Raw genomic sequence first — 21,406 nt, forward strand, 5'->3', positions numbered from 1 at the left:
AATTTAACTTTGAAAAAAGCATTATACCCCCCCCCATAAATTTAAGTTTAAAGTAAATGAAAATCTGTAAAAAACAAATAGCAACTAGTAAGAATTTTTACTTTAGCTTGTTAAAATAAGCAATAATTTTTAAAACAAAGGTAAATTATGAAAATTTCTGTGCTTATTTTGGCTGCTGGACTTGGCACGCGTATGAAATCACAAAATCCAAAAGTACTTCAAAAAATTTGCTCAAAAGCAATGATTTTACATATTTTAAAACAAGCATATAAAATTAGTGATGATGTATGTGTGGTGCTTTCTCATCAAAAAGAAAAGGTTGAACAAGTTGTTTTAGAGCATTTTCCAAATACACGTTTTTTAGAACAAGACTTGCAAAATTTTCCAGGTACTGCAGGGGCTTTAAGGGGTTATGAGAGTAAGCATGAAAAAGTTTTGATTTTATGTGGCGATATGCCTTTGGTTAAAGCAGATGATTTAGAAAAAATAGCTTTAAATGAGAGTGATTTTAATGTGGCAGTTTTTGAGGCAAAAGATCCAAAAAGTTATGGAAGAATAGTATTAAAAGAAAATAAAATTCAAAAAATAGTAGAAACAAAAGATGCAAGCAAAGAAGAACTTGCTATAAACACCTGCAATAGCGGTGTTTATGCTATAAAAGCACAAATTTTAAAAGAAGTATTGCCTTTGATAAAAAATGATAATAAGGCTAAAGAGTATTATTTAACCGATGCGGTTTATTTAGCAAAAGAAAAGGGCTATGAAATCGATGCGGTGTTTGTAAATGAGCAAGATTTTATGGGGGTAAATGATAAAGTAGAGCTTTGCCTAGCTCAAGATCTTATGCAAGAAGCGATTAAAAAAGAATGGATGAAGCAAGGAGTGATTTTTCATATGCCTGCGACGACTTTTATTTCAGATGAAGTTGAGTTTGTAGGCGAGTGTGAAGTGTATGAAAATGTGCGCATAGAAGGAAAATCAAAAATCATTAATTCTATCATTAAAAGTTCAAGTGTGATTGAAGATAGTATAGTAGAAAATAGTGATGTAGGTCCTTTAGCGCATTTGCGTCCAAAATGTCAGCTTAAAAATACCCATATAGGAAATTTCGTAGAATGTAAAAATGCTTTATTGAATGGAGTTAAAGCAGGGCATTTGAGTTATTTAGGAGATTGTGAGATAGATGAGGGAACTAATATAGGTTGTGGTACTATCACTTGTAATTATGATGGGGTTAAAAAACATAAAACTAAAATAGGTAAAAATGTTTTTGTGGGTTCAGATACACAATTTATCGCTCCAGTAGAGATAAAAGATGAGGTAATCATCGCAGCAGGAAGCACTGTGTGTAAGGATGTAGAAAAAGGTTCTTTACATATTAATAGAGCAAAAGTGCAAATCATAGAAGATTTTTACTATAAAAAACTAGGTAAAAAATGAAAACAATCTTACTAGCAGTAAGTGGAAGCATAGCCTTTTATAAAGCTTATGAGTTGATTTCTTTATTAAAAAAAGAAGGTTTTAGGGTTAAAGTTTTGCTAAGTCAGGGAGTTTTAAAATTTGGAACTAAGCTTAGCTTTGAAGCTTTAGCAGATGAAATTTTATGTGAAGATAATGAAAGTTGGCAAAATACTAATAATCATATAGCCTTTAGCAAGACTTGTGATTGTGTGCTTTTTGCGCCTGCTAGTATAAATTCTATTAATAAGCTAAATTATGGTATAGCAGATAATTTATTCATTCAAACTTTAATAGCAGTAGATAAAAATAAACCATTTTTAATCGCACCCGCTGCAAATACAAACATGTATTTACATTTTAGTACTCAAAATTCTTTAAAAAATTTAAAAGAACAAGGTTATATTATCATTGATCCTATAGTTAAAACTCTAGCTTGCAAAGATGAGGGTTTGGGGGCTTTGGCTGAGCTTGATAGCATTATAAATGCTTTAAAAAAAAGTCTAATGCAAGAAGATTTTTTTAAAGATAAAAGTTTTGTTATAAGTGGCGGTGGAACTAAAGAAAAAATTGATAATGTAAGATGTATTAGTAATTTTTCAAGTGGAAAAATGGCAAAGGCGGTTGCTGATGCTTTATATTTTTTAGGTGCTAAGGTGGTGCTAGTTAGCTCAGTAGAGTTTAAAACACCTTATAAATTAGAAAAATTTAAATCTTCTTTAGAACTAAAAGAAAAATTGCAAAAATACAAAGATTTTGATGCTTTAATTATGGCTGCTGCTGTGAGTGATTTTACTCTTGAGGCTTATAAGGGTAAGATTAAGAAAAATGAGCATTTAAACGGACTTGATTTAAAATTAAAACTGAATGAAGACATCTTAAAAAATTTAGATTTTAAAGGCAAAAAAATAGGCTTTAAAATGGAATTTGACGCGCAAAATGCTTTAGAAAATGCTAAAAAATCTTTAGTTAGTAAAAATTTAGATATGGTGTGTTTAAATGTCTTAAATGAGCAAATGAACTTTGGAAGTGATGAAAATAGCATTTGTTTTATCACTAAAGATGGTATCTCTCAAAGTTCTAAACAAAGCAAAGAAAAACTTGGTTTTATTTTAGCGCAAGAATTAAGGAAACTTTGGTGAATATTATCAATTCAACCTTACCTGTAAGAATGCAAATTTTAGAAAAACGCGCATATAATCGCTATGTATTGCTTTTAAACACTAAAAAGCTTGAAACAAAAAGTATGATAGAGCTTGAAGTAGGGGAGGAATATTTAGCTGAAGTTTATGAAGATAAAGGCGTGATTTCTTTTAAAAATCTTTTGAAAAAGCCTAAAATTAGACTTTTTGAAGAAGGAGCCGAACTTATAGAAAAGCTTTTGCAAGAAGGTGATGAAAAAGCTTGGTATAAAAAATTCATTATCCAAAGACTTATGGAAAGCAAAAGCGCATATGAGTTTGAAATTTATAAGGAAATGTTTTTTGCATTTTTTGAAGGAATTTATCATATACCTTTTGTTTATGAGGGAAATAGGGCTTTGTTTGAAGCTAAGAAAAATGGAAATATTTTAGAAGTGTATTTGTATTTTGAAATTTTTGGTGCTTTAAAAATTATAATTGATAATGGTAAAATCACACGCATACAAACACCTTTTGCCAAAGTAGCGCATTTTTTAAATGAGTATTTTAAATTTGAAGTAGTTAATACGCTTAATCCTATGTTTGTTTTTAAAAGATTGATGGATATAAAGGGATAGAATGAATGAGTTAAAACATCTTGCTGTAGTAATGGATGGCAATAGAAGATGGGCTAGAAAAAATGGACTTTTAGAAAAAATTGGCTATAGTCAAGGTGCTAAGGTTGTTGAAAAAATCATAGAAGTATGTATAGATGAAAAAATTCAAAATTTAACCCTTTATGCTTTTAGTACAGAAAATTGGCAAAGACCAAAAGAAGAAGTGGAGTTTCTTTTTAAACTATTAAATAAATATCTTGATGAGTCTTTAAATAAATTTGTAGCCAATGAAGTGCGTTTTAAAGCCATAGGAAATTTAAATCTTTTAGATGAATTAACCTTAAAAAAAATACAAAATTTTCAAGAACAAACTAAAAATTACACAAAATTATGCGTAAATTTAGCTATTTCTTACGGAGGTAAGGATGAAATAGTTAGAGCGGTTAAAAAGGTGATTGAAAAAAATCTTGAAATTAACGAAGCAAATATACAAGCAAATCTTGACTTAAGCGAGGATGTGGATTTGTTTTTAAGGGTAGGGAGTGCTAAAAGAATTTCAAATTTTTTATTATGGCAATCAAGTTATGCAGAAATTTATTTTAGTCAAACCTTATTTCCTGCACTTACTAAAAAAGAAATCGCAAATATTATTACTGAGTTTAAAAAACGCAAAAGAACCTTTGGTAAATGATATTTTTCTTTTTATTACTAGGGCTTTGTATGGGTTCTTTTGTCAATGCTTTGATTTTAAGGACGATTAATAAAGAAAGTATAATAAGTCCAAGATCAAAATGTCCTAAGTGTCTTAAAACTTTGAAATTTTATCATCTTTTTCCTTTGTTATCTTTTGTATTTTTAAAAGGCAAATGTGCTTTTTGCAAAGAAAGAATTTCTTTGATTTATCCTTTTAATGAATTTATTTGTGCGTGTTTGTTTGTCTTTGCTTTTTATTTAATCGAAGATCTTTTTCAAATTTTAATTTTTGCTTGTATGCTAGCTATATTATTAGCGCTTTCTTGGATGGATTATTATTTAAAAGCAGTGAGTGAGCTTTGGCTTTGGATTTTATTTATTTTAGCTTTTTGTTTTGATTTTTTACAAAATGGCTTAAATTTAGAGGATTTTCAAGATAGCTTTTTATTTAGAGTGTGTTTTGGGACGGGGTTAATTTTCATACTAAAAAGTGTGATTAATTTTATTAAAAATTTTAAAAAAAGAGATGAAATTTTAGAAAGTTTAGGGGAAGGTGATGTTATAATAATAGCTTTGATTTTTGGAATTTTTGGCTATGAAAAAGGCTTTTTGATTTTATTTATTGCAAGTTTTTTAAGTCTTTTGATGTTTATAAAAATAGCCAAGAAAGATTATCAAATGCCTATGATTCCTTTTTTATTTTGCGGAATTTTGATTAATCTAAGTGTAGAAAGTATATTATGAAACTAGTTTATAAGTATTTGCTTAATCAGTTTTTAAGCACAATGTTGTCTTTATTTTTCACCTTATTTATTATTGTTTCGATTATATTTTTTATACAACTTGCTAAAATTACTGCTTATATTGAAATTACTTTTTTTGAATTAATCAAATTATATATTTTTCTTTTACCAAAGATATTGATTTTTACTTTACCCATATCTTTTTTCATAGCTTTGACTTTGGCCTTTTATAGGCTTTCTAGGGAAAATGAAAGCACGGTGTTGTTTGCTTTGAGTATAGCTCCAAGCATGATAGCAAGTTTTTTTGCAAAAATTGCAGCTTTGGTAAGTGCTTTTATGCTTGTGGTGGTTTTGGTTTTTATACCTATATCTTTTGAACTTTTTGATAATTTTGTAGATTATAAAAAAATTAGCGCTAAAGTAAGCATAAAAACAGGAGAATTTGGACAAAGATATGGGGAATGGCTTGTTTTTATTGATGCTAAAAATTCTGATGAAACTTATAAAAATATCATAATGTATCATCCAAAGAAAAATCTACAAGATAAAGAACAAGTGATTTTAGCCAAAGAAGGAAAGTTAGAAACAAATGATGGGGTTATTACTTTTAAGCTAGATGAGGGAAAGGCTTATGAGATTAAAGAAGAAGATTGGCATATTTCTAGTTTTAAAAATTTATTAATTAAAAGCAAGCTTTCTTCTAAAGAATTAAATACTCAAAGTTTTTATGGGTATTGGTCTGATGTAACAAGCAATAAAGAAAAAGCAAAAGAATTTGTTATTTATATTCTTATAGCTTTATTTCCTTTAGCTAGCGTGCTTTTTGCACTCTCTTTTGGTATAGTAACTTATCGTTATGAAAAAGGTTTTGCTTATTTTGGAATTTTTGTGATTATTTTTGCTTATTTTACGCTTTTGATTAGTTTTTATAATCCTCCTTTTGTAGCTATTGCTGTGATTTTTTCAAGCTTTTTAATTACTTCTTTGTTTTATTTTAAAGCAAAAATTGCAAGTAAGTATTAATGCTTTTAAAATTAACTTTTTCTTATGATGGTTCTAAATTTCAAGGTTCAGCTACCCAGCCACATAAGTTTAGTGTCCAAGATACCTTAGCACAGGCCTTGTCGCATTTGGGTATTTATGAAAAGCCTTTATTTGCTTCAAGAACTGATAAAGGTGTGCATGCATTTAATGCAGTCGCTTGTGTAAAAGCGGGAGAACATTTTAAAGATTTTGTATATTTAAAAAATAAAATCAATCATTTTGCACACCCATTTATACATATAAAGCATATCCAAAGAGTGCAAGAAAATTTTCAAGTGCGTTTTGATGTGCAAAAAAGAGCATATCGCTATATTATAAGCCATGAAAAATATAATCCTTTTTTAGCCTCTTATGTGCATTTTTATCCAAAAATAAATATTAAATTAGCCAAGAAAATTGCTTTTTTATTTGAAGGAGAGCATGATTTTAAACTCTTTCAAAAAGAAGGCTCTGATAATAAAACAAGCATAAGAAAAATGTATAAAACTAGAGTCTATGCTTATAAAAATTACACTGTGTTTTATTTTGAAGCAAATGGTTTTTTAAGATCGCAAATTAGAATGATGATGGCAAGTATTTTAAAGGTATTAGAAGGAAAAATGAGCCAAAATGAGCTTTTAGAACAAATCAACGCTAAAAAAGCTCATTGTAGATTTTTAGTTCCTGCTAGTGGTTTGTATTTGAGTAAGATTTCTTATTATAATAATGCATGATTTTTTTATGTATAAAAAATGAAAAAAGAATGATTAAAGTCCCCATGCAAAAAGGTAGCAGCTCTACATCTACTCCAAAAATACTCATGTTGATAAAAATACTTATAGGTATAATGGCATTATTCATCAAGGCTAAAACTCCACTATCTACTTCAGTAGAGCCTTTATTCCATAAAAAATATCCAAGTCCTGAAGCAATAGTCCCAAGATAAATCAAAGCTATCCAAGAGCTTAAATTGGATGGTAAATTATTATAATCTCCAAAAAATAAAAAAGCAGGTAAGGTTATACTGGTTGCGCCTAAATAAAAATAAGCAAAGGCTTCTTTTTGACTTAAGTTTGTATTTTTTTCTAATAAAATTTTATAAAAACTTTGTCCAGCTCCAAATACTAAATTAGCCCCCTGAATAAGTAAAAAGCCATATAAAAAATTAGAGTTAATATTATCAAATTTAACTACAAAAGCACCCATAATGCATATAAAAATACTTATGAAATATAAATATCTAAGATTTTTTGAAAAAAGCCCATAAAAAAGCACAACGTAAAAAGGTGTAAAAATCGTAAAAAGCGCTACTTCACTTACACTTAAATATAAAAAAGAATGATAATAAAATAAATTCATCACGCCAAGTTGCAAAGCTCCAATGCCTATGAGTTTTAGTTTTAAATGCAAATTTAGCTTAAAATTTAAAAAAGGTAAAAATACCAATAAAGATAAAAAAACTTTTGCAAATGCTGCAAAAAAACTATCCATTTCTAAGGTAATAAAATGCCCAATTAATGGAAAAGAAAAAGCCCAAATAAAACTTGCTAGCAATAAGCTTGGCATTTTAAAGTACGCCTTCTAATTTAAGTAAAGTTTCTTTGATAAATAAACCACCATTGTATCCACCTAAGTGATTTTTAGCTACTACTCTATGGCAAGGTATAAAAATTGCAAGTTTATTTTTAGAATTTGCATTGCCTACTGCTCTAAAAGCTTTTGGATGATTGATAAAAGAAGCAATTTCTTGATAAGTTTTAGTTTGTCCATAAGGAATTTTTATCAAAGCTTTATATACCTTTTGTTCAAATTCGCTTCCCTGAAGAGCTAGGGGAGTGCTAAAAGTAAAAAGCTTTTTGTTAAAATAAAGGTCTAGTTCTTCTAAGGCTTGTTTTAAAACAGGGTGTTTATCTTTGGTAAAATCAGGCTTATATATAGCAAAATCAACATTAATAAGCTTATCTTTATCACTTTGTAAAAGAATATAAGCAAAACTAGCTTTATAAAAACTTTGATACATATTTTTCCTTATTTAAAAGCAAGCATTGTATGAATTTTAAATTAATTAATTGTTATTAAAGCAAAAATTTAGTTAAAATAGTGATTTAATTTATATTCAAGGAAAATATTTGAAGATTTTATTATTTAGTTTGATTATAAGTTTAAATGCTTTAGCTTTGGATTATACTTGTGAGTATGTTAAGGAAAATAAGGCTGATTTTTTTAAAGAGTTTGAGCCAAAAAATACACAAGATTTTTCTCAAGTGGATTTAAATTGCGCTTTTTCTTTAAAAAATCATCAAATCACAAAAAGATTATATGAACTTGCTAATGAAATTAGAGGAAGCAATAGTGCTTGTATGGGTGGAGAATACTTTAGTGATTTGAGAAAATTTGATTTTAAATTATTAGAAATTGCACTTGATCCACAAGGCTATCAAAAGACTTTACAAGATCCTATAATACTTGAAGAAAAATTTGCAAAATTAAAAGCGTATTTTAGATATTGGGCTTATCAAAGCATTGGAAATTTTAAACTTTTTAAGGAATTTTGGAAAGAATATAATAATGCGATTAACCCTCTAACAAGATATTTTCAAAAGGAATTTAATTTAGATAAAGCAAGTGCAATTTATTTTGCTAGTAATGCTTTGAATGAATTTTTAAACTGGGCAGTTGGCGAGACTAAAATCTTTAAAGATATTTCAGATTTTGAAAAATTTGTAGCTAATAAAAATAATTCTTTGGAGCAGATTAAAGAGTATATTTATACTAAAAAAATTAGTAATTTAGAATTAAACAATGGTTTTAAATCAGCCTTGTTAAATAATAGAGAAAGTGAGATTATAAGAGAATTTATTAAATTGGGTGTAAAAATAAATGAAGGTTATGAGTCTGCTTTATTTTTTGCACTAGATAATGCAGAAAATGTTAAGCTTTTGCTTGAAAATGAAGCGGTGGTTGATTATAAAAATTCTTTTGGAAAAACACCTTTGTTTTATGCTGTTGAATATAACAACTATAAGATTGCCAAGCTTTTGCTTGAAAATGGTGCAAATGTAAATCAAAAATACATTAATGATAATGAAAAACTTTCTATTGCCAGTATGGGAAGCAATACGCCATATTTTATTACCTTATGTGCACTTGAGCATACTTCTAAAAATATCTTTATGCATGGGGCAAATTATGCTGATGTAAAAATGCTTAAGTTGCTTATAGATTATAAAGCTAACTATAAAGAAATAGATGATTTGGGATTTAATGCTCTTGATTTTGCTACCATTGCAAAAAAAGAAGAAAATATTAAATTTTTAAAAAAACTTGGTTTAAAAGAAAATGAAAATTTGATGTTGTATGAAGAGGCTCAACCATGAAAATTGCTTTAATAACAGGGGTAAGTTCAGGTTTTGGACTAGAGAGTTTAAAAGCTTTAATAGAACTTGATTATAAGGTTATAGCCATAGCAAGACGTAAAGAAAGGTTAGAAAAACTACAAGAGCTTTATGGGGATAAAATTTATCCTATCGTGCTTGATGTTAGAAATAAACAAGCAGTTTTTACAGCAATTGAAAATTTACCTCAAGATTTACAAAATATTTCTTTACTTGTTAATAATGCAGGTCTTGCTTTGGGTTTAAATGAGTTTGATTCTTTGGATATTGAAGATATTGAAGCCATGGTAGACACTAATATCAAAGGCTTTTTATATATAGCAAGAGCTACTTTACCTTTACTTAGAAAGGCAAAAAATGCTCATGTGGTTAATCTTGGTTCAATTGCGGCAAATGTGCCTTATTATGGAGGTAATGTTTATTGTGGTACGAAAGCTTTTGTGGCACAATTTTCCAAAGCTTTAAGAACGGATTTGCGCGGAAGTAATATAAAGGTAACAAATATAGCTCCAGGGCTTTGTAAAACTGAATTTAGTGAAGTGAGATTTAAAGGTGATATTAAAAAGGCTGATGAGGTTTATGAAAATACTAAATATATTAAAGCTGAAGATATAGCAAAAATTATTACTTTTATTATTAGCTTGCCTGAGCATATTAATATTAACGAAATTGAACTTATGCCTGTGACTCAAACATGGGCAGGAACTTTTAGCGAGAAAATATAAAAACTTAAGGAAAAATATGAAAATTTTTTATTTATTATTAGCTCCTTTATTGTTATTTGCTGATGCACAAGCAAATGCAGAACTTTTCGGAGTTTGGACGCTTTTACCACCAGTGATAGCTATTATTTTAGCTTTTATCACTAAAGATGTAGTGCTTTCGTTGTTTATTGGTGCATTAAGTGGTACTTTTATGCTAGGACTTATTGAAAATAGTATTTATCATGCTATTATTGCTTCTTTTACGGGCTTTATTTCTAAAGTGGTAAATGCTATGGCAAGTCCGGGTAATGCAGGAATTTTATTACAAGTTTTAACTATAGGTGGGGTTGTAGCTCTTATTACTAAAACAGGTGGTACTAAAGCTGTGGCTGTTTGGCTTTCTACTAAAGCTAAGCAGGCAAAAAGCTCACAATTTGCTACTTGGTGTATGGGGATTTTTATTTTCTTTGATGATTATGCTAATTCATTAATCGTAGGTCCTATCATGCGCCCGGTAACAGATAAATTTAGAGTAAGTCGTGAAAAACTTGCTTTTATTATGGATGCAACCGCAGCGCCAATTACTGGTCTTGCTATCATTTCTACTTGGATAGGACTTGAAATTTCTTTAATTCGTAGCGGATATGATTTAATCGATAATGCAACTTTTGCGCATTTAGGTATTGTAAAAGAAGAAATCAATGCTTTTGAAATCTTTGTACAAACCTTACCTTATAGATTTTATAATCTTTTTATGCTGATTTTTGTTGTTTTAACTATTTATACAGGTAGAGAATTTGGACCTATGTTAAAAGCTGAGCTTAGAGCTAGAGCGGGTAAATTTTCTCATGGTCATGAGCAAATTGATAATATAGAAGATAAGGTTTTAGAGCCAAAAGAGCATGTGAAATTACAAGCTTCTAATGCTATTATACCTTTAGCTGTTTTGATTGTATTTTCATTTATAGGTTTTTATTTTAGTGGTTATAATGCTCTAGATGATGCGAGTATTAAAGCACAAATTGATGCAGCACCGCTTAGTTTATTTGCTTTTAGAGAAACTTTTGGCGCAGCTGATGCTTCGGTTGTATTATTTCAAGCAGCACTTTTAGCTACCATAGTAGCTATTATTTTGGGAATGTATAGAAAAATATTTACTTTAAAAGAAGCTATTGCGGTTTGGACTCATGGTTGGAGAACTATGATTATGACTGTGATTATTTTACTTTGCGCATGGTCATTAGCTTCTGTGATTAAGGATTTAGGAACTTCTAAATATTTAATTGATTTATTTTCAGATAAAACACCTATTTACTTGCTTCCTACGGCAATTTTTATTTTTGCTTCTATTATTTCTTTTTCAACAGGAACTAGTTATGGAACTATGGGTATTTTAATGCCTTTAGCTATTCCTTTAGCTATGGCTGTTGGTGTTCATAATGAATTAAGTGGGGCAGAGTTGCACCAATATATGATTATTAATATTTCAGGGGTTTTAACAGGAGCTATTTTTGGAGATCATTGCTCGCCAATTTCTGATACAACTATACTTTCATCTATGGGAAGTAAGTGTGATCTTTTAGCTCATGTTAGCACGCAAATGCCTTATGCTTTGAGTGTTTGTGCTATTAGTATACTTTGTGGTTATTTACCAGTAGCACTAGGACTTAATGTATGGCTAGGGCTTGTTTTTGGAATCTTAGCTATGATAGCTTTACTTTTTGTAGTTGGCAAAAAGGTAGATGCATAGATGCATTTTGAAGAAAAAATTGCTTTAAATAAAGCATTGTTTTCTTCTTTATATGATAAAGAAATTCAGTGCTTTAAATCACCTTTAAAAGCTTATAGAGCAAGGGCGGAATTTTCTATATATCATCATGAAAATGGGGAAATTTCTTATGCAATGTTTGAAAACAAGAAAAAAATTCCTATTGAGAAATTTGATATAGCAGATGAAAAAATTCAAGACTGTATGCCTATTTTATTAAATAATCTAAATGAAAATTTAAAACATAAGCTTTTTGGAGTAGAATTTTTAGCTACAAAATTAGATTTAAGTATAACTTTACTTTTCCATAAAAATATAGAGCTAATTGTACAAGATTTACAAGAATTAGCAGAAAAATTAAATCTCAAACTCATAGCAAGAAGCAGGGGTAAAAAACTTATATTTAATGGGGAGAATTTAAGACAAGCTTTAAAAATCAATACAAATGAATTTTTATATGAGTTTAATAATGATTGTTTTATCCAGCCTAATACTTTTATCAATGAAAAGATGATCGAATGGGTTGTATCTTGCATTGGAAGTGATTTTAAACAAGATTTATTAGAGCTTTATTGTGGTTATGGAAATTTTACCATAGCTTTAGCAAGAAATTTTAACAAAGTTTTAGCAACTGAAATTTCTAAAAAAAATATCGAATTTGCTTTAAAAAATTGTGTTTTAAATTCTATTGAAAATATAACTTTTACAAGACTTTCTAGTGAAGAGTTAAGTCAAGCTTTGAAAAAAGAAAGAGAATTTAACCGCTTAAAAAACATAGACTTAGATAGCTTTAAAATATCTCATGTCTTGGTTGATCCTCCAAGAGCAGGGCTTGATTTAAGCGTGATTGAACTTATTAAAAATTATGAAAATATCATTTATATTTCGTGCAATCCTATCACTTTAAAAGAAAATCTTGAAATCTTATGTCAAAGTCATGAAATTTTAAATTTAGCCTTTTTTGATCAATTTGCTAATACTCCTCATCTTGAATGTGGGGTGCATTTAAGAATAAAAGCTTAGTATAAGTTAGAATTTATACAAACTTTGTTATTATAAAAATAGTTGATTTAATCAATTAATTTTTATAAAGGATTTCTTATTTTATTTCAAAAAATTACTTATACAAATAGAAAAATACTCTATCAAGTCAATGAAATTTTAAAACCCTTTGGACTAAAATCAAGTGATTGGAGGGTTTTTGTATATTTAAATCAGCATGGTTGTAGCACTTTAGCTCCAATATGTGAGTTTTATCAGATGGATAAAGCTATACTTTCTAGAGTTGTTTCTAAATTAGCAAAACTTGAATATATAGAGTTTTTAAAAGCAGATGATAAAAGAGAAAAAATCATTACTTTAAGCGCTAAAGGTAAAGAAATTTTTTTAGATGCAAATGCCTATATAAGAAAATATGAAAGAAAGATTTTAGATATCTTAGATGTAAAAGATCAAGAAAGACTTTTAAAATTACTTGATTATATCAATGAGAAAATTTAAAAGGTTTTTTCATGGGATTAAGTAAAAAATATAATTTATTTAATATAAATTTTTTCTGTATTTTTGGGATAAATTTTGCTATTTGTCTTGTTTTTTATATGAGTACTATTTCTAGTACAGATTATGTTTTAGGTGTTTTAAACCTTCAAACTAGCACTGCAGGTCTTATTATGGGAGCTTTTGTTATAGGCGCTTTGCTATCTAGACTTTATTTTGGTTCTATAATTGATGATGTTAATATAAAAAAGGTTATAGTGTTTTCGCTTTTGTTTTATCTTTTTATTAATTTGCTATATTTGAAATTTTATAATGTATATTTTTTAATTTTAATACGCTTTTTAGCAGGGATTTGTTATGGAATTTGTTCTTGTGCTTGTGGGGCAGCTATTGCTAGGATAATACCTAGCAATAAAAGAGGAGTTGGTATAGGATATTATGCTACAAGCGTTGTTTTAACTTCAGCTTTAGGTCCTTTTTTGGCTATAAAACTTGACTCTATCAATCAATTTTGGCTTAGTTTTTTAATAGCTTGTTTGAGTATTGTCTTTGCATTGGTTTTGTCTATTTTTTTAAAAGTAAGAAGATTTAAAAAACATCATCATATAAAAAGAAAATTCAGTATTTATAATTATTTTGAAAAATCAGTTTTAAATTTAGCCTTGGTAACCTTTTTGCTTGCATGTCCTTTTGGTGCTATTATAGCTTATATGAGTGCTTATACCCAAAGTTTAAATTTAGCTTTTGCTGGATCTATGTTTTTTGTGGTATATGCTGGATTTTCTATGGTTTTTAGACCACTTGCTGGTAAAGTATTTGATAAATATGGTGCTAATATTGTGATGATTTTTTCCTTTTTGAGTTTTATAGTATGTTTGCTTTTACTTGCTTTTGCATTAAATTTTTATATGATTATTTTAGCTGGAGTTTTTTGTGCGTTAGGTTATGCTAATGCTACTTCAAGTGCTCAAGCTTTAGCTATAAAACTTGCACCTAAAGAAAAAATGGGTTTGGCTAATTCTACATTTTTTATAGCCTTAGATTTTGGTATAGGAGTAAGTCCTTATTTGCTAGGCATTATAGAGCCAAGTATAGGTTTTGCTAATGTTTATGCTTTTTGTGCTTTATTGGTTGCAATGGCTTTGATTTTGTATTGTTTGTTGGTTGTAAAAAAAGCTTCTTGTTAATTTGATTTTAGATACAATGCTTTAAAAAGGAAAAAGCATTGTGTGATAGTTATAAAATACTAAGTACTATGAAAAATATAGCCATCATAGGACTTAGCCCTAATCAAGATAAACCTTCTCATTTTGTAAGCAAATATTTACAAGATTTAGGTTATAAAATTTATCCCATCTACCCTAAAGAAGATTTTATTTTAAATGAAAGAGTTTATAGAAACTTAAAAGAAATCCCTTTTGAAATTGATACGGTTGTAATGTTTAGAAAAGCAAGTTTTGCAAATGAAATTTTTGAAGATCTTTTGAGTAAAAAGATTAAAAATTTTTGGATGCAACTTGGCATTGCCAATGAAGAAATAATGCAAAAATGTAAAAAATATGGTATAAATTGCGTTCAAGATCGTTGCATTAAAATAGAACTACAAAAAGGATAATCATGGTTGAATTAAATAAAATTTATCAAGCAAAACAAAAAATCGCAGATTTTGTATTAAAAACCCCTTTTGTGCACTCTTCTTTTTTGAGTGAGTTTTTAGAAACTGATGTTTTTTTAAAATGTGAAAATTTGCAAAAAACAGGTGCTTATAAAATCAGAGGAGCTTATAATACAATAGCTAATTTAACTAAAGAACAAAAACAAGCAGGTGTAATAGCTGCAAGTGCAGGAAATCACGCACAAGGAGTAGCAATTAGTGCTAAAAAATTTGGCATAGAAGCTGTGATTGTTATGCCTGAAGCTACGCCTTTATTAAAAGTAAGTGCGACTAAAAATTTAGGCGCAAAAGTGATTTTAAAAGGAGATAATTTTGATGAGGCTTATGCTTATGCACTAAATTATGCCAAAGAACATCATTTAAATTTCATTCATCCTTTTGAGAATGAAAGTATTATAGCAGGGCAGGGTACTTTAATGCTTGAAATGCTTGATGAAATAAGTGATTTAGATATGATTTTGGCTCCAGTTGGTGGGGGAGGTTTGATTAGTGGTGTAGCAAGTGCTGCTAAGCAAATTAATCCTGCTATAAAAGTTATCGGAGTGAGTGCTAAGGGAGCTCCTGCGATGTATGAGAGTTTTAAAAGTAAAAAAATGATTAATTCAAAAGCTGTTAGAACCATAGCTGATGGTATAGCAGTGCGTGATGTGAATAAAATTAATTTTGATATTATTCTTGAATGTGTTGATGATTTTATTCAAGTTGATGATGAAGAAATAGCTAATGCGGTATTGTATTTACTTGAAAAACACAAAATAACAGTTGAAGGAGCAGGAGCATCAGCAGTAGCTGCGCTTTTGCATAAAAAAATAGATTTAAAAAATCATAAGAAAATCGGTGTGGTTTTAAGTGGTGGAAATATTGATGTACAAATGTTAAATATTATTATAGAAAAAGGCTTATTTAAAGCTTTTAGAAAAATGCTTATTAATGTTACTTTAGTTGATAAACCAGGGGCTTTAAGTGCTTTAAGTGATGCGATTAAGGAAGCTCAGGCTAATATAGTTAAAATTGATTATGATAGATTTTCAACTAAGCTTGAATATGGTGATGCAATGATTTCAATTACCTTAGAAACTAAGGGAAAAGAACATCAAGAATTAGTTAGAAAGATACTTTATGATAAAGGTTTTAATTTTAATGAAATTTTATGATATATTAAATATAATATTTTTTAAATAAAACCAAAAAAGGGTAAAAATGTCACAAGAGAAAATTTTAGAACCAGATACACTAATAACTTCTAAAACAGATTTAAAAGGAGATATCATTTATGCTAATGATGATTTTTTAAAATATGCTGGTTATAAAATGAATGAAATTTTGTATAAACCACACAATATTGTGCGTCATCCTGATATGCCAAAAACGGTTTTTAAATGTTTGTGGGATTATATACAAGATGGAAAAGAAATTTTTGCCTTTGTAAAAAATAAAACCAAACAAAATGATTATTATTGGGTTTTTACTAATGTTACAGCCTCATTTGATAATCAAGGAAATATTATAAATTATTATTCAGTAAGAAGAAAACCTAAAAGAGAGGCCATACCGGTTATAGAGCAAGTTTACAAGGTTTTACTAGAAGCTGAAAAAACTGGAGGTATAAAAGCCGGAGTGAATGAACTTATGAAGATAGTTAATTCTTATGGTATGAGTTATAACCAGTTAATTTTAGAGCTTCAAAAATAATTTTATAAAAATATTTAAAAAATGTTTTTATAAAAAAAGGTATAATCAGTCTGATTAATTTAAATTTAAGGAATTTATCTATGTCTTTGGAAAAAGTTCTAACTCCAGATGTTTTAATAACATCAAAAACTAATTTAAAAGGTGAAATTATTTATGCCAATGAGGATTTTTTAAAATACTCTGATTATAAAATTGATGAAATTTTATATAAACCTCATAGTATTATGCGTCATCCTGATATGCCAAGAACTGTTTTTAAATATTTATGGGATAATATTCAAATGAAAAGAGAGGTTTTTGCTTTTGTAAAAAACAAAACAAAATTTAATGATTATTATTGGGTTTTTGCAAACATAACTGCTTCTTGTGATTCTAATGAAAATATTTTAAATTATTATTCAGTAAGAAGAAAGCCTAAAGCAGAAGCTGTTAAAACAATAGAGGAAATTTATAAAGTTCTTATAAGAAAAGAAAAGGAAGGTGGTATAAAAGCAGGACTTGAAGAACTAAATGCTGTAGTAAAATCTTATGGGATGAGCTACAATGAATTAATAATGCAAATTCAAAAATAAAAGGATGTTGATGAAAAATATAGTATTAGTTGGTATTGGTCTAGGTATTTTATCTTGTGCAAATTCTATATATTTTATGGATTTTATTTCTTTTGGGTTTTCTTTGGCTTTGTTATTATTGTTTGCTTTTGCTTTTGTTGTTTTAAAAAAAGAAGATCAATTTAGTGATAAAATCTTAGATCTTAGTAGAGAATTAAAAAATGGTAATTTTGATTCAAGAATTGTATACATTAAATGTAGCAATAAAAAACTTAAAGAAATTGCGGATAATCTTAATAATACTATAGATGGCTTAGAAGCTTATTTGAGAGAAATTAATACCTCTATTGCTTGTTCTCAAAAGGGTGAGTATTTTAGAAGAGCTATTCCTGAAGGTTTAAAAGGAATTTTTGTTCATAATATTAACTTTATCAATAAAGCTTTAGATGATATAGAAAAAACAGGAAAATCTGTTTTTAAAAATGCTTTATCAAGAGAATTGATGGATTTGAGTTTAAATAGTCAAAATAAAAATTTAAATGACTTATCTTCTGCTTTAAATGGTATTATTAAGTTGATGAGGGAAGTTTTTGGTGATATTAAAATAATATCAGATACTGCTCAAAAGAATGGTTTAGAAGTGGGCAATTTGCAAGATTCGATTTCTTCTATGATGCAAGTGGCCGATGAGAGTAAAAATGCTGTTGATACTTTTGCCTCAAATGCTCAGAGTATTAATGCAATTGTAGAAGTTATTAGAGATATAGCAGATCAAACTAATCTTCTTGCGCTAAATGCGGCTATTGAAGCTGCTCGTGCGGGTGAACATGGAAGGGGTTTTGCTGTGGTTGCAGATGAGGTAAGACAACTTGCTGAAAAAACACAAAAAGCAACTGGCGAGATTACCTTGGCAATTCAAGTAATGAATCAAGAAATTGGCTCAATACAAGAAAATAGTGAAAAGGTATTTGATATCGCAAATTCTTCTAATAGCAAAATCGCTGATTTTAGTGAAGCATTTAGAGAATTAGAGGATAAAAGTTCTCATTTAGGAAAAGAATTTGTTAATTTTGCTTCTGATTTGACTTTATCGGCTATGAAAATAGATCATATTTTATATAAATCAGATGTTTATCTAACTCTTAATGGTTCTCAGCAAAATCTACAAAATCTTGATCCAATCTCTAGTCTATGTAAAGATGAAGATGCAAAAAGTATTTTCTGTCCTTTAATCTCTCAAAATGAAATGGATTCCAAGAGTGAAAAAATACAATACTCTGCAAATAAAGCTATAGAAATAGCTAAAAAAGAAAATATTTCAAAAGAAGATTATGATTCAATTATTAGTGACATAAGAGAGTTGGAAAAAGATAGTAAATTAATTATGGATAAACTAGAAGCTTAATAAGCTTCTAGTTTTTACACAAGAGCTATTTTTAATACTTCATTTAAAGTTTTTACCCCAATTATTTTCATATTTTTTATTACTTCCTCTGGGATATCTTTTAAATCTCTTTCGTAGTTTTTATGTGGAATAATAGCCGTTTTAATATCAGCTTTATAAGCAGCAATTAATTTTTCTTTTAAACCACCTATTGGTAAAACATTACCCATTAGGTCAATCTCTCCTGTCATTGCAACATCAGATCTTACTTTTTTGTCACTAAAAATAGAGGCAATAGCTGTAGTGATTGTTATACCTGCACTTGGCCCATCTTTTGGTGTTGCACCATCTGGAACATGAATATGAAGATTGTATTGATTGTAAATGCTTTCATCTTTTTTATAAAAAAGATTTTTTGGTGTTTTGATTTGTTCTTCATCAATTAAATTTTTAATAAGACTTTGAGCAATTTTTGCTGATTCTTTCATCACATCACCCAAACTTCCTGTAAGAGTTAACTCGCCTTTGCCTTTGATTTTAATAGCTTCTATTTTTAAAACATCACCACCCACTGCAGTCCATGCAAGTCCATTTACTTGACCGATTTTATTTTCTTTTTCATGTTTTTCTATTTCAAAGACTTTTTTGTTTAAAAAATCTTTTAAATTTTTAGTATTAATATGAATGTTTTTAATATTTTCTTCCAAAAGAAGTTTTTTAACACATTTTCTACAAACTTCAGCAATCTTTCTTCTTAAATTTCTTACACCTGATTCTCTGGTATATTCACTGACTATTAATTCTATAGCTTCATCATCAAAACTAATTTCTTTTTCTTTTAGTCCATGTTTTTTTATTTCATCAGGTATGAGATAGTTTTTAGCTATTTGGAATTTTTCTTGAGGAGTGTAAGAGCTAAGCTCTATAAATTCCATCCTATCTTTTAAAGCAGGTGGGATTAAACTTGCATCATTTGCAGTAGCTATGAAAATAATTTTACTTAAATCAATGTTGAAATTTAGGTAATAATCTCTAAATTTAGTATTTTGTTCAGGATCTAAGATTTCAAGCAAAACTGCACTTGGATCTCCTCTATGGTTGCGACTTAGTTTATCAATCTCATCAAGCACTACTACAGGATTACTTTGTTTAGCTTCTATAAGTCCTTGTATAATGCGTCCTGGCATAGCTCCTATATAGGTTCTTCTATGCCCTCTTAATTCATTTACATCTTCTAAACCGCCTAAAGCTATGCGTACTAATTCTCTTTTTAATGCTTTTGCGACTGAATTTGCCAAAGAAGTCTTACCAACACCTGGAGGTCCAACTAAACACAAGATAACTTTTGCACCATCTCTATCTTTAATTTTGCGTTTTTCTAAAAGCTCTTTTACTGCAAAATATTCTTCAATACGTTCTTTTGGTTTTTCTAATGCATAATGATCACTGTTAAGCTGTAAAGACACATCTTTTAGATTAAGCTTTTTCTTTGAGGAGTGCTCAAAAGGTATATCTAAAACCGTTTCTATGTAAGTTTGCACCATAGAGGCTTCTGAGTTATCTTGATGAATTCTTTCGTATTTTTGAATTTGTTTTTTGATTTCTTTATAAGCTTCTTCATACATAAAAGCTTTTTTCTTTTCTAATTTTTTATTATATTCTTCTACTTCGCTTTCTTTTTGTATGTCACTTCCAAGCTCTCTTTGAATTTGCTTGAGCTGTTCTTTTAGAAAATATTCTTTATTGACTTTATCTATTTTAGAATGAACTTTGTTTTTGATTTCTTTTTGAATTTTATTTGCTTCAATTTCTTTAGCTAAATAATCAATTAAATTTAAAAGCTTGGTTTCTAAATTAGTTTCGATGAAAAATTCATACGCTTGTTGTTTTTTGATTTTAATGGAATTTAGTATTAAATCACAAATTCTACCAGGCTCGACATCTTCTTCTATGGTTCTTAAAAGATCGGGTGGAAAATAATGACTCACAGTAGATAAAGCTTTAGCTTTTTCTCTTACTACTTCGATGATTGCTTCTTTTTTTGTGCTGCATAATGGTTCTTGGTGGATTAAATCAACTAGAGCAAGTAAGGGGTCATCTGAAATTTTTTCAACTATCTTAGCTTTGGCATAACCTTGAAATAAAATTTTAATTCTACCATCAGGCAATGGAACTTTTCTCATAATGGTTCCAATAACCCCACAATCATAAATTTCATCAAAACCACGTCCACCTTCAATCTTAGATGGTGCTACAAAAATCATGCTTTCATTTTGTAAAGCAGTATCTAAGGCTTTGATATTTTGCATATCATTTAAAAAAATTGGTGTTATCATAAAAGGGTATAAAAAAAGCTCATCTTCCACAAGAACAGGAAGTTTTGTTGGATAGTTTTGAGTGTTTTCTAATTTCATTACATTATACCTTCTTCAAATATTTTTCTATACCATGGAAGTTCTGGTTTAATCATATCGATTTTATTAAAATCGGAATTTTCTATTTTTTGCTTATAAATCTCATAGCTTTGCTCTCTATTTTTTTTATGATATAACTCTGCTATGCTGGTATCAAGATAAAAAACTGCAAGATTAAATTTAGTAAGCATGGTGTCAATTAAATCATTATATTGCACATTAGGATAGCTTTGATTGTATTCTTTGATTTCTTCTATTGTTTTTAACATTAGTGCTTGATTACGATTTGGAACAGCAAAAGAGTCAAATTTGGCTTTGATTTTTAAATATCTTATATAAGCTACATTTTGTGAATCACCAAATTTATTTAAGTATTCATCAAGATAAAAATTTGCCATTTCATACTCTTCTTCACTAATGTGAGCTTGAGCCAATATAAGCAAAGTCTGTTCTAATAATGGATCAGCTATATGTTCAGCTGCCATTGAAGTATAATGTTTATCAGCTGCTTCAAGATTTTTTTCTTGTAAATCTTTTATAATTTGTTGATACCATTCCATCGAACTTAGATTATACAAATCTTCGGCTTTTTTTGAGCTGCATGCCCCTAAAAATAAACCTGCAATAATAAGCGAAAAAATAAAAAGTTTTTTCATGATGTTACCTTGTAA

General features: G+C 28.6%; 22 protein-coding genes. 18 read left to right on the forward strand and 4 right to left on the reverse strand.

Features of this window, described 5'->3' with window-relative positions:
- Positions 1 to 147: 147 nt before the first annotated feature.
- Genes glmU through truA form a run of 7 tightly spaced genes read left to right on the forward strand, consistent with a single transcriptional unit; the run spans position 148 to position 6,389 of the window.
- A complete protein-coding gene (gene glmU / locus L8X24_RS00560; RefSeq protein ID WP_257938473.1) occupies positions 148 to 1,440 on the forward strand; it encodes a bifunctional UDP-N-acetylglucosamine diphosphorylase/glucosamine-1-phosphate N-acetyltransferase GlmU in 1,293 nt (430 codons plus the stop codon).
- Positions 1,437 to 2,600: a bifunctional phosphopantothenoylcysteine decarboxylase/phosphopantothenate--cysteine ligase CoaBC gene (gene coaBC, locus L8X24_RS00565; protein ID WP_263663149.1), complete on the forward strand. Its 1,164-nt coding sequence runs from the start codon at positions 1,437 to 1,439 to the stop codon at positions 2,598 to 2,600. Before glmU ends, coaBC begins: the two co-directional genes overlap by 4 nt.
- Positions 2,597 to 3,217, forward strand: a complete 621-nt coding sequence (locus L8X24_RS00570) for a hypothetical protein (RefSeq protein WP_039626453.1) — start codon at positions 2,597 to 2,599, stop codon at positions 3,215 to 3,217. Before coaBC ends, L8X24_RS00570 begins: the two co-directional genes overlap by 4 nt.
- A gap of 1 nt (position 3,218) precedes the next feature.
- The gene (gene uppS / locus L8X24_RS00575) at positions 3,219 to 3,887 is read left to right on the forward strand and encodes a polyprenyl diphosphate synthase (RefSeq protein ID WP_039668518.1); all 669 of its coding nucleotides are present in this window, start codon (positions 3,219 to 3,221) and stop codon (positions 3,885 to 3,887) included.
- Positions 3,884 to 4,633 carry a prepilin peptidase gene (locus L8X24_RS00580; protein WP_263663150.1) on the forward strand — a complete coding sequence of 250 codons (750 nt, stop codon included), beginning with the start codon at positions 3,884 to 3,886 and terminating at the stop codon, positions 4,631 to 4,633. The genes uppS and L8X24_RS00580 overlap by 4 nt, the downstream gene beginning before the upstream one ends.
- Positions 4,630 to 5,655 carry an LptF/LptG family permease gene (locus L8X24_RS00585; protein ID WP_115645724.1) on the forward strand — a complete coding sequence of 342 codons (1,026 nt, stop codon included), beginning with the start codon at positions 4,630 to 4,632 and terminating at the stop codon, positions 5,653 to 5,655. Before L8X24_RS00580 ends, L8X24_RS00585 begins: the two co-directional genes overlap by 4 nt.
- A complete protein-coding gene (gene truA, locus L8X24_RS00590) occupies positions 5,655 to 6,389 on the forward strand; it encodes a tRNA pseudouridine(38-40) synthase TruA (protein ID WP_263663153.1) in 735 nt (244 codons plus the stop codon). Before L8X24_RS00585 ends, truA begins: the two co-directional genes overlap by 1 nt.
- Here truA and L8X24_RS00595 read toward each other — a convergent pair.
- Positions 6,343 to 7,221 (reverse strand): EamA family transporter, encoded by an 879-nt coding sequence (locus L8X24_RS00595; RefSeq protein WP_263663154.1) that lies wholly within the window; start codon positions 7,219 to 7,221, stop codon positions 6,343 to 6,345. The genes truA and L8X24_RS00595 overlap by 47 nt on opposite strands.
- A 1-nt stretch (position 7,222) precedes the next feature.
- Positions 7,223 to 7,675: a methylated-DNA--[protein]-cysteine S-methyltransferase gene (locus L8X24_RS00600; RefSeq protein ID WP_263663155.1), complete on the reverse strand. Its 453-nt coding sequence runs from the start codon at positions 7,673 to 7,675 to the stop codon at positions 7,223 to 7,225.
- A gap of 109 nt (positions 7,676 to 7,784) precedes the next feature.
- On the opposite strand from L8X24_RS00600, the gene L8X24_RS00605 reads away from it, so the two are divergent.
- The 11 genes from L8X24_RS00605 to L8X24_RS07965 all read left to right on the forward strand — a co-directional run bounded on the left by L8X24_RS00605 (position 7,785) and on the right by L8X24_RS07965 (position 18,342).
- Positions 7,785 to 9,032, forward strand: a complete 1,248-nt coding sequence (locus L8X24_RS00605) for an ankyrin repeat domain-containing protein (RefSeq protein ID WP_263663157.1) — start codon at positions 7,785 to 7,787, stop codon at positions 9,030 to 9,032.
- Positions 9,029 to 9,775, forward strand: a complete 747-nt coding sequence (locus L8X24_RS00610; protein ID WP_263663158.1) for an SDR family NAD(P)-dependent oxidoreductase — start codon at positions 9,029 to 9,031, stop codon at positions 9,773 to 9,775. Before L8X24_RS00605 ends, L8X24_RS00610 begins: the two co-directional genes overlap by 4 nt.
- Before the next feature lie 16 nt (positions 9,776 to 9,791).
- Positions 9,792 to 11,504 carry a Na+/H+ antiporter NhaC family protein gene (locus tag L8X24_RS00615; RefSeq protein WP_263663159.1) on the forward strand — a complete coding sequence of 571 codons (1,713 nt, stop codon included), beginning with the start codon at positions 9,792 to 9,794 and terminating at the stop codon, positions 11,502 to 11,504.
- Positions 11,505 to 12,545, forward strand: a complete 1,041-nt coding sequence (gene trmA / locus L8X24_RS00620; RefSeq protein ID WP_263663160.1) for a tRNA (uridine(54)-C5)-methyltransferase TrmA — start codon at positions 11,505 to 11,507, stop codon at positions 12,543 to 12,545.
- A gap of 135 nt (positions 12,546 to 12,680) precedes the next feature.
- Positions 12,681 to 13,022, forward strand: a complete 342-nt coding sequence (locus L8X24_RS00625; RefSeq protein WP_257905847.1) for a MarR family winged helix-turn-helix transcriptional regulator — start codon at positions 12,681 to 12,683, stop codon at positions 13,020 to 13,022.
- Between the two features lie 11 nt (positions 13,023 to 13,033).
- Positions 13,034 to 14,206, forward strand: a complete 1,173-nt coding sequence (locus tag L8X24_RS00630; protein WP_263663161.1) for an MFS transporter — start codon at positions 13,034 to 13,036, stop codon at positions 14,204 to 14,206.
- A gap of 68 nt (positions 14,207 to 14,274) precedes the next feature.
- Positions 14,275 to 14,634: a CoA-binding protein gene (locus tag L8X24_RS00635; RefSeq protein ID WP_263663248.1), complete on the forward strand. Its 360-nt coding sequence runs from the start codon at positions 14,275 to 14,277 to the stop codon at positions 14,632 to 14,634.
- A 2-nt stretch (positions 14,635 to 14,636) separates the two neighbouring features.
- Positions 14,637 to 15,848: a threonine ammonia-lyase gene (gene ilvA, locus L8X24_RS00640; RefSeq protein ID WP_263663163.1), complete on the forward strand. Its 1,212-nt coding sequence runs from the start codon at positions 14,637 to 14,639 to the stop codon at positions 15,846 to 15,848.
- Between the two features lie 46 nt (positions 15,849 to 15,894).
- On the forward strand, positions 15,895 to 16,386 hold the full coding sequence (locus L8X24_RS00645; protein WP_263663164.1) for a PAS domain-containing protein: 492 nt from the start codon (positions 15,895 to 15,897) through the stop codon (positions 16,384 to 16,386).
- An 80-nt stretch (positions 16,387 to 16,466) separates the two neighbouring features.
- Positions 16,467 to 16,958: a PAS domain-containing protein gene (locus L8X24_RS00650; protein ID WP_263663165.1), complete on the forward strand. Its 492-nt coding sequence runs from the start codon at positions 16,467 to 16,469 to the stop codon at positions 16,956 to 16,958.
- A gap of 649 nt (positions 16,959 to 17,607) precedes the next feature.
- Positions 17,608 to 18,342, forward strand: coding sequence for a methyl-accepting chemotaxis protein (locus L8X24_RS07965; protein WP_412175318.1), 735 nt, complete (start codon positions 17,608 to 17,610; stop codon positions 18,340 to 18,342).
- Positions 18,343 to 18,356: 14 nt separating this feature from the next.
- Here L8X24_RS07965 and lon read toward each other — a convergent pair whose 3' ends face one another.
- Both lon and bamD read right to left on the reverse strand, forming a co-directional pair.
- Entirely contained in the window at positions 18,357 to 20,735 is a 2,379-nt protein-coding gene (gene lon / locus L8X24_RS00660) for an endopeptidase La (RefSeq protein WP_263663166.1), read from the reverse strand.
- Positions 20,735 to 21,391, reverse strand: coding sequence for an outer membrane protein assembly factor BamD (gene bamD, locus L8X24_RS00665; RefSeq protein WP_263663167.1), 657 nt, complete (start codon positions 21,389 to 21,391; stop codon positions 20,735 to 20,737). Before bamD ends, lon begins: the two co-directional genes overlap by 1 nt.
- Between the last annotated feature and the right edge of the window lie 15 nt (positions 21,392 to 21,406).

The sequence above is a fragment of the Campylobacter sp. CNRCH_2015_0814 genome, from assembly GCF_025772765.1.
Classification (GTDB): domain Bacteria; phylum Campylobacterota; class Campylobacteria; order Campylobacterales; family Campylobacteraceae; genus Campylobacter_D.

What these genes read in the sequence shown, in the direction of transcription:
- glmU (WP_257938473.1), top strand. Translation starts at nt 148, where the DNA reads ATGAAAATTTCTGTGCTTATTTTGGCTGCTGGACTTGGCACGCGTATG.
- coaBC (WP_263663149.1), top strand. Translation starts at nt 1,437, where the DNA reads ATGAAAACAATCTTACTAGCAGTAAGTGGAAGCATAGCCTTTTATAAA.
- uppS (WP_039668518.1), top strand. Translation starts at nt 3,219, where the DNA reads ATGAATGAGTTAAAACATCTTGCTGTAGTAATGGATGGCAATAGAAGA.
- L8X24_RS00580 (WP_263663150.1), top strand. Translation starts at nt 3,884, where the DNA reads ATGATATTTTTCTTTTTATTACTAGGGCTTTGTATGGGTTCTTTTGTC.
- L8X24_RS00585 (WP_115645724.1), top strand. Translation starts at nt 4,630, where the DNA reads ATGAAACTAGTTTATAAGTATTTGCTTAATCAGTTTTTAAGCACAATG.
- truA (WP_263663153.1), top strand. Translation starts at nt 5,655, where the DNA reads ATGCTTTTAAAATTAACTTTTTCTTATGATGGTTCTAAATTTCAAGGT.
- L8X24_RS00595 (WP_263663154.1), bottom strand. Translation starts at nt 7,221, where the DNA reads ATGCCAAGCTTATTGCTAGCAAGTTTTATTTGGGCTTTTTCTTTTCCA.
- L8X24_RS00600 (WP_263663155.1), bottom strand. Translation starts at nt 7,675, where the DNA reads ATGTATCAAAGTTTTTATAAAGCTAGTTTTGCTTATATTCTTTTACAA.
- L8X24_RS00610 (WP_263663158.1), top strand. Translation starts at nt 9,029, where the DNA reads ATGAAAATTGCTTTAATAACAGGGGTAAGTTCAGGTTTTGGACTAGAG.
- L8X24_RS00615 (WP_263663159.1), top strand. Translation starts at nt 9,792, where the DNA reads ATGAAAATTTTTTATTTATTATTAGCTCCTTTATTGTTATTTGCTGAT.
- trmA (WP_263663160.1), top strand. Translation starts at nt 11,505, where the DNA reads ATGCATTTTGAAGAAAAAATTGCTTTAAATAAAGCATTGTTTTCTTCT.
- L8X24_RS00630 (WP_263663161.1), top strand. Translation starts at nt 13,034, where the DNA reads ATGGGATTAAGTAAAAAATATAATTTATTTAATATAAATTTTTTCTGT.
- L8X24_RS00635 (WP_263663248.1), top strand. Translation starts at nt 14,275, where the DNA reads ATGAAAAATATAGCCATCATAGGACTTAGCCCTAATCAAGATAAACCT.
- ilvA (WP_263663163.1), top strand. Translation starts at nt 14,637, where the DNA reads ATGGTTGAATTAAATAAAATTTATCAAGCAAAACAAAAAATCGCAGAT.
- L8X24_RS00645 (WP_263663164.1), top strand. Translation starts at nt 15,895, where the DNA reads ATGTCACAAGAGAAAATTTTAGAACCAGATACACTAATAACTTCTAAA.
- L8X24_RS00650 (WP_263663165.1), top strand. Translation starts at nt 16,467, where the DNA reads ATGTCTTTGGAAAAAGTTCTAACTCCAGATGTTTTAATAACATCAAAA.
- L8X24_RS07965 (WP_412175318.1), top strand. Translation starts at nt 17,608, where the DNA reads ATGATGCAAGTGGCCGATGAGAGTAAAAATGCTGTTGATACTTTTGCC.
- lon (WP_263663166.1), bottom strand. Translation starts at nt 20,735, where the DNA reads ATGAAATTAGAAAACACTCAAAACTATCCAACAAAACTTCCTGTTCTT.
- bamD (WP_263663167.1), bottom strand. Translation starts at nt 21,391, where the DNA reads ATGAAAAAACTTTTTATTTTTTCGCTTATTATTGCAGGTTTATTTTTA.